Here is a 13,877-nt window from a genome sequence, read left to right on the forward strand (position 1 = left end):
TTAATTTTTGTGCAGCGCAGTAGGGGTTCCGTCCCCTTGGTTCGTTGATCCCCCTGTCATGGATAAAATGCAAACAGGGGGCATAGATGACACGATTTTCCGCTCTTCGCCTTTCACTTGTGCTGGCCTCGTCCTGGTCGGCCTGCGCGATGGCGCAGGAGGTTCCGCAAGCGCAGGCGCCGCAGGTCGATGACGGCGGCGCCATCATCGTCACCGGCACCCGCGCCGTCGGCATGCAGGCCGCGGAAAGCGCCGCGCCGATCCAGGTCTTGAGCCAGGAAGCGATCAGCCATGTCGGCCAGCCGAACCTCAACCAGGTGCTGACCCAGATCGTCCCCAGCTTCACCGCACAGACGCAGGGCACCGACCTTTCCAGCTTCTCGCTCTCCGCCCGGCTGCGCGGCCTCAGCCCCAACCACACGCTGGTGCTGGTCAACGGCAAGCGCCGCCACGGCAACGGCATCCTCCAGGTCATTTCCGGCGCGTTCCAGGGTTCGGCGGCGCCCAGCATCGACCTGATCCCGCCGGACGCCATCGCCCGCGTCGAAGTGTTCCAGGAAGGCGCAGCGGCGGTCTACGGCACGGATGCCATTGCGGGCGTCATCAACTTCATCCTCAAGGACAACAACGAAGGCGGCAGCTTCAAGGTCACCGGCGGCCAATATTATGACAGCGAGGGCGAGCTGTTCTCCGTCTCCGGCAATATGGGCTTCAAGCTGGGCGAGGACGGCTTCTTCAACCTCAGCCTCTTCCACCGCCGCCAGGATTACACCACCGTCGGCACCGGGCAGGTGCAGATCACCAAGCCGGACGGCACGCTTCAACCCAACACGCCCGCCCAATGGTCGAACCTGGCCGGCGACGCGCTGTCGGGCATCAACGGCGGCCAGCCCAAGACCTATCTGACCGAAGCCTTCTACAATATGGGCTATGATTTCGGCGGCATCGAACTCTACAGCTTCGGCGATTATGCCCGCCGCATCGGCTATGCCAAGCAGGGCTACCGCCATCCCAAGCGCATCTGCTACGAAACCGGCAATCTGGGCGGCAGCATCACACCCGCGGCCTATAATCCCAACATCTGCTATGGCGACACCGGCACCTGGGGCATGGTTCCGCTCCAGCATGTGATCGAGGACGAATATAGCTTCACCGTCGGCGCCAAGGGCGAGGTTTCGGGCTGGAACTACGACCTCAGCACCACCTATGGCCATCAGAAGGACGATATCTGGACCGAAAGCTCGGCCCATCGCGAAGTCTGGCAGGAAAGCTATGCCGCATCGTTGCAGGGCATCGGCAAACCCAACACGGTGGACAAGGCCTATGACGGCGGCTTCCGCCTGAGCCAGACCACCGTCACCGCCGACATCCGCAAGGAATTCGAGGTCGGCCTGGCCGGCCCCCTCACCTTCGCCTTCGGCGGCGAATATCGTCGCGACACCTATGAGATCGTCGCGGGCGATTATTATTCGACCTACAAGACCGGCGTTCAGTCCTTCCCCGGATACAAGGCGACCGACGCGGGCAAGTTCCGCCGCAGTTCGCGGGCGGGCTATGTCAACTTGATCGCGGAGCCGATCGAACATTGGTCCGTCGACCTTGCCGGCCGTTACGAGGATTATACCGACTTCGGTGACACGACCATCGGCAAGATCACCACGCGCTACGACTTCAGCCCTGCCTTCGCAGTCCGCGGCACGGTCAGCACCGGCTTCCGCGCGCCGACGCTGGCGGAGCAGAAATATTCGACCATCAACGTCGGCCCGACCAGCGCCATCGCCCAGCTTCCCGCCGGTACGCCTGCCGCCGCGCTGCTGGGCTTCGGCAGCCTGAAGCCAGAAAAGTCGAAGAATTTCTCGGCCGGCGTCGTGCTACGGCCAGTGCCCAAGCTGGCCATCACGGTCGACGGCTATATCATCAAGATCAAGGACCGCATCACCGGCACGGCAGCGCGCAACGCTGTCCTGAACGGCGTGCCGCAGCCGGGCGGCGCCGACATATTGAACGCGCTGAACGCCGCGGGCATCGTCCTTGACAGCGCGCTGTTCACCAACGGCACGATCGGCGTGTCGAGCTTCACCAACGGCATCGACACCCGCACCTGGGGCATCGATTTCTCGGCCGCCTATCCGGTCGCGCTCGACTTCGGCACGCTGAACCTGTCGCTGACGGCGAACTACAACAAGACGAAGATCACCAACAACAAGGTCGGCTATCCGATCTTCAACGCGGCGTCCGAAAGCAATATCGAACGGTCCAACCCGGACTATAAGATCGTCGCGGGCGCCCTGTTCAAGAGCGGGAAGTTCGCGCTCAACCTGCGCGAGACCTTCTACGGCAAGACCAGCGCTCTGGTCCGTCCGGCGTTCACGCCTTCCGGCGGCTTCATTCCCGAAGGCGGCTTCCTGATTGCGGACGGCGCTCTGGTGAACGGGGTGAACGCCAACCAGCTCTACTTCAACGGCGTGGTCAAGGCGGCGGCGCTCACCGATCTGGAGGCGAGCTACGACTTCACCGATGCCGTCACCTTCTCGGTGGGCGCGAACAACCTGTTCAACAAGCGACCGGAAGTACCCAAGATGATGCAGGGCGTGACCCCGGGCGCGGGCGTATCGCCCTATATCAACGGGGCGGGCGCCTATAACAGCTATTACGGCCACGGTCCCTACAGCACCTCGGGCGGCTATTATTACGCCCGCCTCGACTTCAAATTCTAAAAGCTCCCCAGCGTCACGAAGGAAGGGCCGGTCCGGAAAAGGGACCGGCCCTTTCCGTTTCTGGTCAATCACGGCCTTTGCCGCCCCTCCACCAAATCCTATGGTCTCCTCCCGAATCACCCAAAGCCAGGAGCCCTCCATGACCATCACCCGCCGCGTCATCGTCCATGAAGGCGCTGATGGTCCGTTCGAGAGCATGGCCGTGTTCGACGCTGCGGCCACCGCACCAAGCCCGGGCATCCTGCTTTTCCCCAATGTCCTTGGCACCAAGGAAACGGATTTCGTCTATGCCGAAAAGGTCGCGGCACTAGGCTACACCGTCCTCGTGGCGGACGTCTTCGGCCAAGGCAGGCGCACGACCCGCACGGATCCCGAAATGGGCCGGTACATGGCCGAACTGAATGCCGATCGCACCCTGCTGCGCGACCGGGTCAATGCCGCCCACGCGCTGCTGAAATCACTCGACGAAGCCGACGCGAACCGCACTGCGGCGATCGGCTTCTGCTTCGGCGGCCGATGCGTGCTCGACCTCGCCCGTTCCGGCGCCGACATTGCGGGCGGCGTCAGCTTCCACGGCGTCTATGAGGCCCCGCCCTTCCCCCATGCGGAGATCACGGCAAGATTGCTGATCTGTCACGGCTGGGACGACCCGATCGCCCCGCCCGAAGCCACCGTCGCCCTGGCGAAGGAACTGACCGAAGCCGGATGCGACTGGCAAATCCACGCCTATGGCCGCACCGGTCACGCCTTCACGGATCATGCGGTGAACATGCCGGAAAAGGGCCTCGCCTATCAGCCGGACGCCGACCGCCGCAGCTTCCGCTCCATGGTTGATTTCCTGGGCGACCTGTTCGGATAAATTGGAAACGGATGGCCATGGGCGGACGTCAACGACATCCCTCATCCCGGCAAAGGCCGGGATGACAGACTGGAGCGGTTTTCGATCTGATTGAATCAGAAAGCACCCAAAACGGCGAGCCCCCTCCTCGCGTTGCTCAGGGCGCCAGCCGTTTTACCCAGAATTGCATGCTGTGGTCGCTTTCCTCGGCATTGCCCAAATCCTTCCAGCGGAACGTGCCGACCAGCCCCTCCACCGCGGCAAAGCCGCGCGCATGCCAGAAGGGATCGAGCGGCGAATAGCCGCTCGGCCTGGCCGGATGATCGGGCGAGCGGACGACCGCGCAGAAGCTGGCCATGGCAAAACCCAGTTCCCGCGCCCTGGCCTCGCGCCGGTCGAAAAAGGCGTGGCCGATGCCACGACCGCGCCAGTCGGGCAGCAACACCGATTCGCCGAAATAATAGATGCGGCCGATATCCATGCCCTTCTCCCGGAAGGGGGCAGCGAACTCGGCGGCATGATCGGCCATCGGCGCGGCGGTGGCGGCGCCGACCAGCCGGTCGCCCGCATAGGCGCCGACGACCAGCGCGCCGGGGCTTTGCGCATAAGCGGTGAGATAGTCCCGCTCATAGGCGCGGTTGCCGTCGTACAGATAGGGGAAGGCGCCGAATACCGCGATGCGCAGGTCCGCCAAGGCATCGAGCGCGGCAACCAGTGCCGCGCCCGTCAAATCCTCGATCCGGATGGGATCGTGGACCAATATCCCTTCAGTCGGTGCTTATTTGCCCGAGGCGTTTTCGGCCGGGGCAGCCGCGTTCGCCGCATTGCCTTCCGCCGTTGCCGCATTGTCGCCACCCGCTGCCGGTGCCGCGTCGGCGGCGGGCAGGGGCAGATTCGAACCCTGGGTGTTCAGCCAGGCGATGAGGTTCGCGCGGTCGGCCGGATTGCCCAGGCCCGCGAAGGTCATCTTGGTGCCGGGGGCGAATTCGCGCGGGCTGGTCAGCCAGTGATCCAGCGCCTCGAAGGTCCAGTTGCCGCCCTTGCTCTTGAGCGCGTCGGAGAAGGCGAAGCCGCCCTTGCCCTGGCCGACGCCTTCGCCGACTGTGGCATAGAGATTGGGACCGATGCCGTTGGCGCCGCCCTGGTTGACGGTATGGCAGGCCGCGCACTTGGCGAACACCTTCTCGCCCGCAGCGACGTCCGCGCTGGCGAGCAGGGTGTTGAGGCCGGGGCCTGCGGCCGCGCCGCCCGCGCCCTCCGCCTCGACGCCTTCAATGGCGTAGCCCATCTTCTCGGGCCGTTCCTCGTGGAAGAATTTCGAGCTGACGATCGCGCCACCCAGCGCGATGATACCCGCGAACAAAGCCCAACCAGCAGCGGTATTGAAACGATCGCCCATTCGCTCGGATTCCCCTGGATCTGTCTGGGCGCTTATGGTCGCGTCCCCTCTCGGTCGGATGCCATAATGGCGCAAACGCGAACGTGCAAGCGTTGGAATGAAGGGAAATGACGGGATTTTCGTGGGCTACTTCCCCTATGGATGCTTGCGCAGGCGCGAGCGAGTGAATAAGCGCGCTTCTGATCCATGGAAAACTATCCTGCCCCCGCCCGCGTCCTGGTCGCGGAAATGGCCGCGAAGGCCGCCGCCGATCCGGCCCGCGCCGTCTCTTTCCAGGGCGCGCCGGGCGCCAATTCGCACCTTGCCGCGCTGGGTTATGCGCCCGATTGCCAGCCCTTGCCCTGCTTCGCGTTCGAGGATGCGATCGACGCGGTGCGCAACGGTGAGGCCGCGCGGGCGATCATCCCGATCGAGAACAGCCTGCACGGGCGCGTTGCGGACATGCATTTCCTGCTGCCCGAATCCGGGCTGCACATCATCGACGAATATTTCCTGCGCATCCGGCATTGCCTGATGGCGCCCGACACCGCGCCGGTGAAGAGCGCGATCAGCCATCCGCAGGCGCTGGGCCAATGTCGCCATTATCTGCGCGAACGCGGCATCCAGCCGGTCAGCTATGCCGATACGGCGGGCGCGGCGGCTCTGGTGGCCGAAACGAAGGCGGCGGGCGAGGGGGCGATCGCGCCCTATCTGGCGGCGGAGCTGTACGGCCTGCAACTGGTGGCGGAGAATATCGAGGACAGCGACGACAATATGACGCGCTTCCTGGTGCTGGCGCGCGAGCCGAAGATGCCGGTGGCGGGCGTCGGGCCGGTGATGACCACCTTCCTGTTCGAGGTGAAGAACATCCCCGCCGCGCTCTACAAGGCGATGGGCGGTTTCGCCACCAACGGCGTCAACATGACCAAGCTGGAAAGCTATCAGCGTGGCGCCAGCTTTGCCGCGACCGAATTCTACTGCGATATCGAGGGGATGCCGGGCGATCCGGCGGTCGACCGGGCGCTGGCGGAGCTGGAATTCCACACCAAATGGGTGCGGATATTGGGCAGCTACCGGCAAGCAAGGCCGCGCACGTGACGCCGGGCCCTGGGCTGCTATAGTTCGGGCCATGGCCACAGCCATCCTCCTGTCCGCCCTTGCGATGAGTGTCATTGTGGGCGTGCGCTACCTGCTGGCAAGCGGGGGCTTCGCGCTGGCGACGCGGGTGCGCAAACCGGGGTTGTATCGGGGCCTCGGCCGGCAGATCGGGCGGGAGATCGGCTGGTCGCTCGCCTCCGCGCTGATCTATGGCATTCCGGCGGGCGTCGTCGCCTGGGGATGGCAGGCGCGGGGTTGGACGCGCATCTACAGCGACATGCGCGATTTTCCGCTCTGGTACTGGCCGCTTTCGGTTCTGCTCTACCTGCTCGCCCATGACGCCTGGTTCTATTGGACGCATCGCTGGATGCACCGGCCCCGGCCGTTCCGCATCGCCCATGCCGTCCACCATGCCAGCCGACCGCCGACCGCCTGGGCGGCGATGAGCTTCCACCCCTGGGAGGCGCTGACCGGCGCGGTGGTGATCCCGGCGCTCGTGTTCCTCATCCCGGTCCATGTGGCGGCGCTGGGCATGGTGCTGACGATCATGACCGTCATGGGGGTCAGCAACCATATGGGGTGGGAGATGTTTCCACATTGGATGGTGCGGGGGCCGCTCGGCCGATGGCTGATCACCGCCAGCCATCATCAGCGCCATCATGAACATTATGCCTGCAATTACGGGCTTTATTTCCGTTTCTGGGACCGGCTGTGCGGGACCGACAGGGGACTGGGCAGTTTCAGGGAGACGGCATGAACGGCATGAAGGACAAGGCGGGATGGCTGGTCGCGGCGGCGGCGATGACGATGGGTGCGGCGGCCCCCGGAACGGCGACGGGCGATCCGGCACAACCGCTCAGCATGGATGTGCAGGGCCTGCGGTCGGGCAAGGGCAATCTGCTGATCTGCGTCACCCGCGCGGCCGCGCATTTCCCCGATTGCCGCGACGATCCCGACGGACGGCATTTCACCGTGCCCGTCACCCGCGCCGCGATCGAACTGGGGCGGATGGCGCCGGGCAATTACGCCATCGCCATCATCCATGACGAAAATGGCAATGGGAAGCTCGACACCTTTGCCGGCATCCCGCGCGAGGGGGTCGGCTTTTCGCGCAATCCGGCGATCCGCTTCGGCGCGCCGAGCTTCAAATCCGCGCAGTTCCAGATGATGAACGCAGCGGTGAAGCAGGATATAAAACTCAAATATTTCCTTTAGGAACGACTCGCCGGAACCTGCGGGGGCATCAGAACATTCTGATGTCCGACGAGTATTTCAGAACAGGGTCTTTATGCTTCATTGCCGTTATCTTGTCCCCGGGGCGATCGCCGCGGCCTTTTTCCTTGCGCACCCGGCTTTCGCGCAGGAGGAAGAGCATAGCAGCCTGACGATGGGCGTGGGCGTTGCTGCCGTCCCCAGCTACGAAGGGTCCGATGACTATCGCGTGCTGCCGGTCCCGCAATTTCGGGGCAAGATAAAGGACTTCGCCTTCTGGACGCGCGGGACGGCGCTTTATGTCGACGCCATTCCGAACGGCGATCCCCAGGGTATCGATGTCGAACTGGGGCCGGTGGTGGCGGCCCGTTTCGACCGGTCGAGCCGCAAGAATATCAAGGACGACGCCGTGCGCCTGCTCGGCAAGCGCGACATCGCGGTGGAAGTCGGCGGCTTCGTCGGCATCGGCAAGACCGGGGTGATCACCAGCGCCTATGACAATCTGTCGGCGCGCATCGCCGTGACGAAGGATGTCGCGGGCGCGCATGGCAGCTATGTCGTCACGCCGGCCATCGAATATATGACGCCCCTGTCGCGGACGGCCTTCGTCGGGCTCGGCGTCTCGGCCGATTATGTCGGCAAGAAATATGGCCGCTATTATTATGATGTGGATGCCGCCGGATCGGCGGCGTCGGGCCTGCCGGTCTATGGCCGCGCGGGCGACGGCGCGGGGTTCAAGAAGGTCAATTTCAGCCTGGCGGGCGGCAAGTCGCTGTCGGGCGACCTGCGCCACGGCTGGGCGATCTTCGCGGCGGGCAGCTATTCGCGGATTCTGGGCGATTATGCCGATTCGCCCATCGTGTCGATCGCCGGATCGAAGGACCAGTGGATCGGAGCGATCGGCGTCGGCTACACATTCTGAGAGTCTGTTTGGAAATGCGCCTATCGGCGCATAGCCGCACCGGCCCGCTTCCCCATCTGGCCACCCAACGGCAATATCATATGGGTGGCTGGGTGGGGGAGCGGGCCGGTGCGGCGTCGAAATATGCTCTTGCGCGCATTTCCAGACAGAGTCTGAAGGCCGGCCGATCTCCCGCCGGATCTCCCTTGTTCCTATGGGGTGACGACCCACATAAGGCGCTGTATGGAAGCGGTCAGCAACCGCATCGGCAGCAGGAGATTTTGACGTGGCGACCCTTGGACTGAGCGAGGCCGACAAGGCATCGGTGGAAACATTCCGCCGCGATGTGGTGGAGCCATCGCGCACCAGTCTGGTGATCGTGGATTTCTGGGCGGAATGGTGCGGCCCCTGCAAGCAGTTGGGGCCGGTGATCGAGAAGGTCTGCGCCGACTATGCGACGAAGGGCGTGAAGCTGGTCAAGATCAACGTCGATGAGGACAAGTTCATCGCCGCCCAGTTCCGGGTCCAGTCGATCCCGACGGTCTACGCCGTGTTCCAGGGCCAGCCGGTCGCAGACCTCAGCCAGGCGCGGACAGAGGGGCAATTGAAGCAATATCTCGACCAGCTTCTCTCACAGCTTCCCATCGAATCGGACGAGAAGGCGCAGTTGCAGGAAATCGCGCCCCTGATCGCCATGGGAGAGGAAGTGCTGGCGGGCGGAGAGGCGGAACGCGCCCTTTCCCTGTTCCAGCAGATTGCCGAAATGGTGCCGGACAATGCCGATGTCGCTTCGGGCCAGGCGCGGGCGCTGGTGGCGCTCGCCCGGCTGGACGAGGCGGAAGCGGTGCTGGCGGCGCTCCCCACCGACGTCGCGAAGGATCAGGCGGTGGAACGCGCCCGCGCGGCGATCGCCCTGGCGCGCGATGCGAAGCCGGTGTCGGACCTTTCGGGCGTCGAGGCGAAGGTCGCCGCCGATCCCGACGATCATGAGGCGCGCTTCGAACTGGCGGGTGGGCTGATGGCCAATGGCGACCGGGACCGGGCGGCCGAGGAACTGCTGGAACTGGTGCGGCGTGACCGGGCCTGGAAGGACGGCGCCGCGCGGGCGCAGTTGCTGAAGCTCTTCGAGGCGACGGGACTGGAAGACCCCTGGGTCGCGGCGCAGCGGCGCAAGCTGTCCCAGATCCTCTTTTCCTGACCGGCACGGGCGTCATGTCGCGTGTCTCGATCTTTCCGTTGCCCGGCGCGCTGCTGCTGCCGGGCATGGAGTTGCCGCTGCATATCTTCGAGCCGCGCTATCAGGCGATGATCCATGACGCCATGGCGCGGGATCGGCGGATCGGCATGATCCAGCCGCGCGAGGAGGGGGTGAAGCCTGCCCTGTTCGATGTCGGCTGCCTGGGGCATATCACCCATATCGAGGCGCTGGAGGGCGGGCGGTACAATATCCTGCTGAAGGGGCTGGCGCGCTTCCGGGTGGTGCGCGAACTGGACGTGCCGACCGCTTTTCGCCAGATCGAGGCGGATGTCGAGCCGATCGGGCAAGAGGATGAAATCCTCTCCGCCGTCGAGCGGGCGGCGCTGGAGCAGGAATCGCGGCGCTTCGCCGACGCGCTGGGCTATGTAGTGGACTGGACGGCGGTCTCCCGGCTGGACGACATGGCGCTGGTGAACGGCATCGCGCAGATCGTGCCCTTCGATCCTGCGGCCAAGCAGACCTTGCTGGAGGCGGACACGCTGAACGAACGGGCGGACCGGATCATCCAGCTGATGCAGATCGTCGGGCGGATCGAGCGCGACGGCGGGGCGACGATGCAATGAGCGGCGCCCCTGATCCGGCGCTGCTCGCCAAGCTGGTGTGCCCGGCGACGCGCACGCCGCTGCATTGGGATGCGGAGCGGCACGAGCTGGTGTCGCAAGCGGCGGGACTGGCTTTCCCGGTGCGGGATGGCGTGCCGGTGCTGGTAGTGCGCGAAGCGCGTCCATTGGAGGATATGTGGCAGGGGTGAACGGCTGATTTGGGTGGATTTGAGACTGTCCGGTTGCGGCGAGCGCCGCAAGAAAAGCGACGTTATGGTTCCATTTGTAACTGAACGGTTGCGCCTTCCGGCAGACCGGCAATCTGACGGTGCAGGTCGCCGGATAATCCAAAATGCTCCTTTATCGGCACCACCGCAAAGTTGCCGACCTCATATTTGCCTTCGGCAAAAACAGGGTAGATCGCGTAGGTGAAGCACTGGCCTTCGGTCGGGCATTTACCAGCATCGCGAAGGGCTGCCACCAACCCCGGCATGAACCAGTCATTTGCCTCATCGCCGCCGAGCTTATGCTGAAACTCATTTCGATCTTTAGCGACGGGAATGATCTCGCCAGTGCCTGTGTTAAGCCATTGCACCTGCCCGCCCTTTTCAATGAACGCGTCACCGAAGGCAGAAAACAAAAGTGGCGTCCAATCGGCACCAAGAAGCCAGTGCCACTTCGATCGTAATGTGTTCATTGCATCGCTATCTGGCGTCGCCGTCAGGTCTGACCACTTCACTTTGTAACTCTCCCAATTAGTTAGCGGTCTTTATTCCAGAGGGGCGCAATGTCCGCAATCAGGAAGCGGTATCCTCCTACGCAACGGCAAAAACTGGTCGTCAGCGGTCATAATCCGTACCGCCCATGCCAATCACGCGCCGCGCTTCGTCCAGCGCGATCACCAGGTCGGCCCGGCCCGGCATCTCGGCCAGAATATGCCGCGTCAGCCGCTCATAATGCTGGATGAAGCGCGTCACCTGGGCATCGGACATCACCCCGGCGCCCGCGCCCGCGTCGCGCCGCAGATCATGCTCCTGCTGCGTGCGCCAGCGCCGGACGACCTCGAACCCCGGAGCGGCCAGCAGCATCAGCCGGTCCAGCCGCGCGAACAGCGCCTGATAGTCGCCCGCCAGCGCCCGGTTCACATAAGCGCGCCAGACACCCTGCGCATCCTCTTCCCGTTCCAGCGCATTGACGGGTTGCGCCAGCGCCGCTGCCGCCTGGGGCCGCGCGCCGACGCACCAGCCCTCCAGCAGCAGCAGCCGGGTGCCTGCCGCCGCCCTTTCCCATCGCGCCACGGGCTGGCGATCGTCCGCCGCCTTGTCGAAGCGGGGCAGCGGGGCCGCCTCGCCCCGTGCCAATGCGTCGATCACCCGCAGGCCCAGCGCCACATCATGCGTCCCCGGCACCCCGCGCGTGCGCAGCAGAGGATGCACGGTCCGGCCCAGTTCCTCCCGCTCCGCGCGGGTTCGATAGAGATCGTCGATGGAGAGGATCGCCGACGGAATTCCATCCCGCTCCAGCCGTTGCCGCAGCCCCGCCGCCAGCGTTGACTTGCCGCTGCCCTGCGCCCCGCACAGACCGACCACCAGCAGCCCTTCGCGCCCTTCCAGCGTCCGCCTGACCAGCCCCTCGACCGCATCCAGCGCCGCGCCGGGCACGGTTCAGCGCTCCGCGACCAGCAGCTTGTCGATCTTGCGCCCATCCATGTCGACAATCTCGAAACGCCAGCCCTGATCGTCGATATAGTCGCCGACTTCGGGCAGGCGCTTCATCAGCCACAGCGCATGACCGGCGACCGTCGCATAGTCGCGATCCTCGGGCAGGTCGATGCCGATCCGCTCGGCCAGCAGGTCGACCGGCATCTGGCCCGAAACCAGCAGGCTGCCATCCTCCCGCTCGACCAGATCGGGCTCATCCTCGCTGCCCTGGTCGGACACGAAATGCCCCGCAATGGCGGACAGCAGGTCGGCGGGCGTCGCGATCCCCTCGAAATGCCCATATTCGTCATGCACCATGACCATCGGCACCTCGGCGCGGCGCAGTACCTCCAGCGCGTCCATGGCGTCGACCTGATCGGGCACGACCTCCACCTTGCGCATCAGCGTCTCCAGGCTCAGCCCCTCGCCCCGGAACAGCGCGGTCATGATGTCGCGCGCCTGCACGACGCCGATGATGTCCTCCACCGTGCCCCGCCCCACCGGCAGGCGGGTGTGCGGCGTGTCGAGCAGCTTGGCGCGAATCGCCGCCTCATCGGCGTGGATGTCGATCCAGTCGACATCCATGCGCTGCGTCATCACCTCGCGCACCGGGCGGTCGGCCAGCCGCACCACGCCGGAGATGATGGCGCGCTCGCTTTCCTCGATCACGCCGGACTTGCTCGCCTCGGCCACGATCAGGTGCAGTTCCTCCGCCGTCACCTGATTTTCCGATTCGCGGGTCATGCGCAGCAGGCGGAAGATGAGCGCGCTCGACCCGTCGAGCACCCAGACGATGGGCGCCGTGACCTTCGCCAGCCACAGCATCGGCCCGGCGACCAGCACGGCGATCGGTTCGGGCGCGCGCAGGGCGAACTGCTTGGGCACCAGTTCGCCGACGATCAGCGAGGCATAGGTGGTAAGGCCGATCACCAGCGCGAAACCGGCATGTTCCGCGGCACTGGGCGACAGGCCCAGCATCGCCAGCCGCTCCCCCGTGGGGCCGCCCAGGCTGGCGCCTGAATAGGCGCCCGCGACGATGCCGATCAGGGTGATGCCGATCTGCACGGTGGACAGGAACTTGCCCGGATCGCTCGCCGCCGTCAGCGCGGAGCGCGCGCCGCGCCGCCCCGCTTTCTCCATCGCCTGAAGGCGCGGCCTGCGGGCGGACACGATCGCCAGTTCCGACATGGCGAACAGGCCGTTCAGCGCGACCAGCGCCAGGATGATGACGAGGTCGACCCAGGGAAAGGGCGTCGGAGCGTGCGGGGGGATATTGGCCATGGTGGTCGGGGCCACCTATAACCTCGTTTCTGTCAATTTCACAACCGTTCCATCATCCGCAGTTCAGTTCGCTTGTGGAACAAATGCCCCGTCTCGACCATTAGGGGTGCATCCGTCCCGTTCGGGTGCACGAGAAAAAGGGAATTGAAATCCATGCGGAATCTTCATCGCATCATCGGCGCGGCCGGGTTGGCCGCCATGCTGGCTACCACCGCCTGCACCACCGACCCCAACACCGGCAACCGCACCATTTCGAAGGCCGCGATCGGCGGCATCGGCGGCGCGCTGGGCGGCTATCTGCTGGGCGATCTGGTGGGCGGGCGGCATGACCGCACCGAAAAGATATTGGGCGCGGGCATCGGCGCGGTCGCGGGCGCGGGTATCGGCGCCTATATGGACGCGCAGGAAAAGAAATTGCGCGAGGAAACCGCCGGCAGCGGTGTGGACGTGATCCGAGACGGCGACAATCTGGTGCTGCGCATGCCGTCGGGCATCACCTTCGCCACCGACAGTTCGGCCGTGCAGCCGCAGTTCCAGCCGACGCTGAACGATGTGTCATCGGTGCTGGCGCAATATCCCAAGACCTATATCGACGTGTATGGCCACACCGACAGCGACGGCACGGATGCCTATAACCAGGCCCTGTCCGAACGCCGCGCGCAGGCGGTGGGGGATTATCTGACCAGCCATGGCGTGCAGTCGGCGCGCATCGCGACGCGCGGTTTCGGTGAAACGCAACCGATCGCCTCCAATGCGACGGCCGAAGGCAAGGCGTCCAACCGCCGCGTCGAAATCAAGATCGCGCCCGTCACGGAACAGGACGTGCGGAGCTGAGGCGGAAATTGGCCAAGGGCGGTCATGAGGCGCGCCGTGTTCCTGCGAAGGCAGGAACCCAGTTCCCCCCTCAGTGAATCACCGCGACAAAGGAACTGGGCTCCTGCCTTCGCAGGAG

15 protein-coding genes are annotated in these 13,877 nt (G+C 64.9%); 10 read left to right on the plus strand and 5 right to left on the minus strand.

Translation table 11 applies throughout. The features are described from left to right. Positions 1 to 86: 86 nt before the first annotated feature. Together YP76_RS01375 and YP76_RS01380 are read left to right on the plus strand one after the other, a co-directional pair. Positions 87 to 2,717: a TonB-dependent receptor plug domain-containing protein gene (locus YP76_RS01375; protein WP_046761823.1), complete on the plus strand. Its 2,631-nt coding sequence runs from the start codon at positions 87 to 89 to the stop codon at positions 2,715 to 2,717. 139 nt (positions 2,718 to 2,856) lie between these two features. Continuing rightward, positions 2,857 to 3,576 (plus strand): dienelactone hydrolase family protein, encoded by a 720-nt coding sequence (locus YP76_RS01380; RefSeq protein WP_046761824.1) that lies wholly within the window; start codon positions 2,857 to 2,859, stop codon positions 3,574 to 3,576. Positions 3,577 to 3,712: 136 nt separating this feature from the next. Here the strand turns inward: YP76_RS01380 and YP76_RS01385 are convergent, their stop codons facing one another. After that, on the minus strand, positions 3,713 to 4,285 hold the full coding sequence (locus tag YP76_RS01385) for a GNAT family N-acetyltransferase (RefSeq protein ID WP_046762557.1): 573 nt from the start codon (positions 4,283 to 4,285) through the stop codon (positions 3,713 to 3,715). Between the two features lie 48 nt (positions 4,286 to 4,333). Then, entirely contained in the window at positions 4,334 to 4,954 is a 621-nt protein-coding gene (locus tag YP76_RS01390) for a c-type cytochrome (RefSeq protein ID WP_046761825.1), read from the minus strand. 186 nt (positions 4,955 to 5,140) lie between these two features. Between YP76_RS01390 and YP76_RS01395 the strand changes: the two genes are divergently transcribed. From YP76_RS01395 to YP76_RS01425, 7 genes are all read left to right on the plus strand, one after another. Beyond that, positions 5,141 to 6,031: a prephenate dehydratase gene (locus tag YP76_RS01395; RefSeq protein ID WP_046761826.1), complete on the plus strand. Its 891-nt coding sequence runs from the start codon at positions 5,141 to 5,143 to the stop codon at positions 6,029 to 6,031. A 31-nt stretch (positions 6,032 to 6,062) separates the two neighbouring features. Beyond that, a complete protein-coding gene (locus YP76_RS01400) occupies positions 6,063 to 6,788 on the plus strand; it encodes a sterol desaturase family protein (RefSeq protein WP_046761827.1) in 726 nt (241 codons plus the stop codon). Between the two features lie 5 nt (positions 6,789 to 6,793). Further along, a complete protein-coding gene (locus YP76_RS01405; RefSeq protein ID WP_046762558.1) occupies positions 6,794 to 7,246 on the plus strand; it encodes a DUF2141 domain-containing protein in 453 nt (150 codons plus the stop codon). 73 nt (positions 7,247 to 7,319) lie between these two features. After that, positions 7,320 to 8,165 carry a MipA/OmpV family protein gene (locus YP76_RS01410; protein ID WP_046761828.1) on the plus strand — a complete coding sequence of 282 codons (846 nt, stop codon included), beginning with the start codon at positions 7,320 to 7,322 and terminating at the stop codon, positions 8,163 to 8,165. A 265-nt stretch (positions 8,166 to 8,430) separates the two neighbouring features. Beyond that, complete coding sequence (locus YP76_RS01415; RefSeq protein ID WP_046761829.1) at positions 8,431 to 9,342, plus strand: tetratricopeptide repeat protein; 912 nt, start codon at positions 8,431 to 8,433, stop codon at positions 9,340 to 9,342. Positions 9,343 to 9,356: 14 nt separating this feature from the next. Further along, a complete protein-coding gene (locus YP76_RS01420) occupies positions 9,357 to 9,965 on the plus strand; it encodes an LON peptidase substrate-binding domain-containing protein (protein ID WP_046761830.1) in 609 nt (202 codons plus the stop codon). After that, entirely contained in the window at positions 9,962 to 10,153 is a 192-nt protein-coding gene (locus YP76_RS01425; protein WP_046761831.1) for a Trm112 family protein, read from the plus strand. The genes YP76_RS01420 and YP76_RS01425 overlap by 4 nt, the downstream gene beginning before the upstream one ends. 62 nt (positions 10,154 to 10,215) lie before the next feature. Here the strand turns inward: YP76_RS01425 and YP76_RS01430 are convergent, their stop codons facing one another. The 3 genes from YP76_RS01430 to YP76_RS01440 all read right to left on the minus strand — a co-directional run bounded on the left by YP76_RS01430 (position 10,216) and on the right by YP76_RS01440 (position 12,925). Next, on the minus strand, positions 10,216 to 10,683 hold the full coding sequence (locus YP76_RS01430) for a T6SS immunity protein Tdi1 domain-containing protein (RefSeq protein WP_046761832.1): 468 nt from the start codon (positions 10,681 to 10,683) through the stop codon (positions 10,216 to 10,218). Positions 10,684 to 10,783: 100 nt separating this feature from the next. Continuing rightward, positions 10,784 to 11,605 carry a kinase gene (locus YP76_RS01435; RefSeq protein WP_046761833.1) on the minus strand — a complete coding sequence of 274 codons (822 nt, stop codon included), beginning with the start codon at positions 11,603 to 11,605 and terminating at the stop codon, positions 10,784 to 10,786. 3 nt (positions 11,606 to 11,608) lie between these two features. Beyond that, positions 11,609 to 12,925 (minus strand): hemolysin family protein, encoded by a 1,317-nt coding sequence (locus tag YP76_RS01440; RefSeq protein WP_046762559.1) that lies wholly within the window; start codon positions 12,923 to 12,925, stop codon positions 11,609 to 11,611. Between the two features lie 153 nt (positions 12,926 to 13,078). Here YP76_RS01440 and YP76_RS01445 point away from each other — a divergent pair, with 153 nt between their 5' ends. Then, positions 13,079 to 13,759 (plus strand): OmpA family protein, encoded by a 681-nt coding sequence (locus YP76_RS01445; protein WP_046761834.1) that lies wholly within the window; start codon positions 13,079 to 13,081, stop codon positions 13,757 to 13,759. Positions 13,760 to 13,877: the final 118 nt, after the last annotated feature.

This window comes from Sphingobium chungbukense (assembly GCF_001005725.1).
GTDB classification, from domain to species: Bacteria; Pseudomonadota; Alphaproteobacteria; order Sphingomonadales; family Sphingomonadaceae; genus Sphingobium; species Sphingobium chungbukense.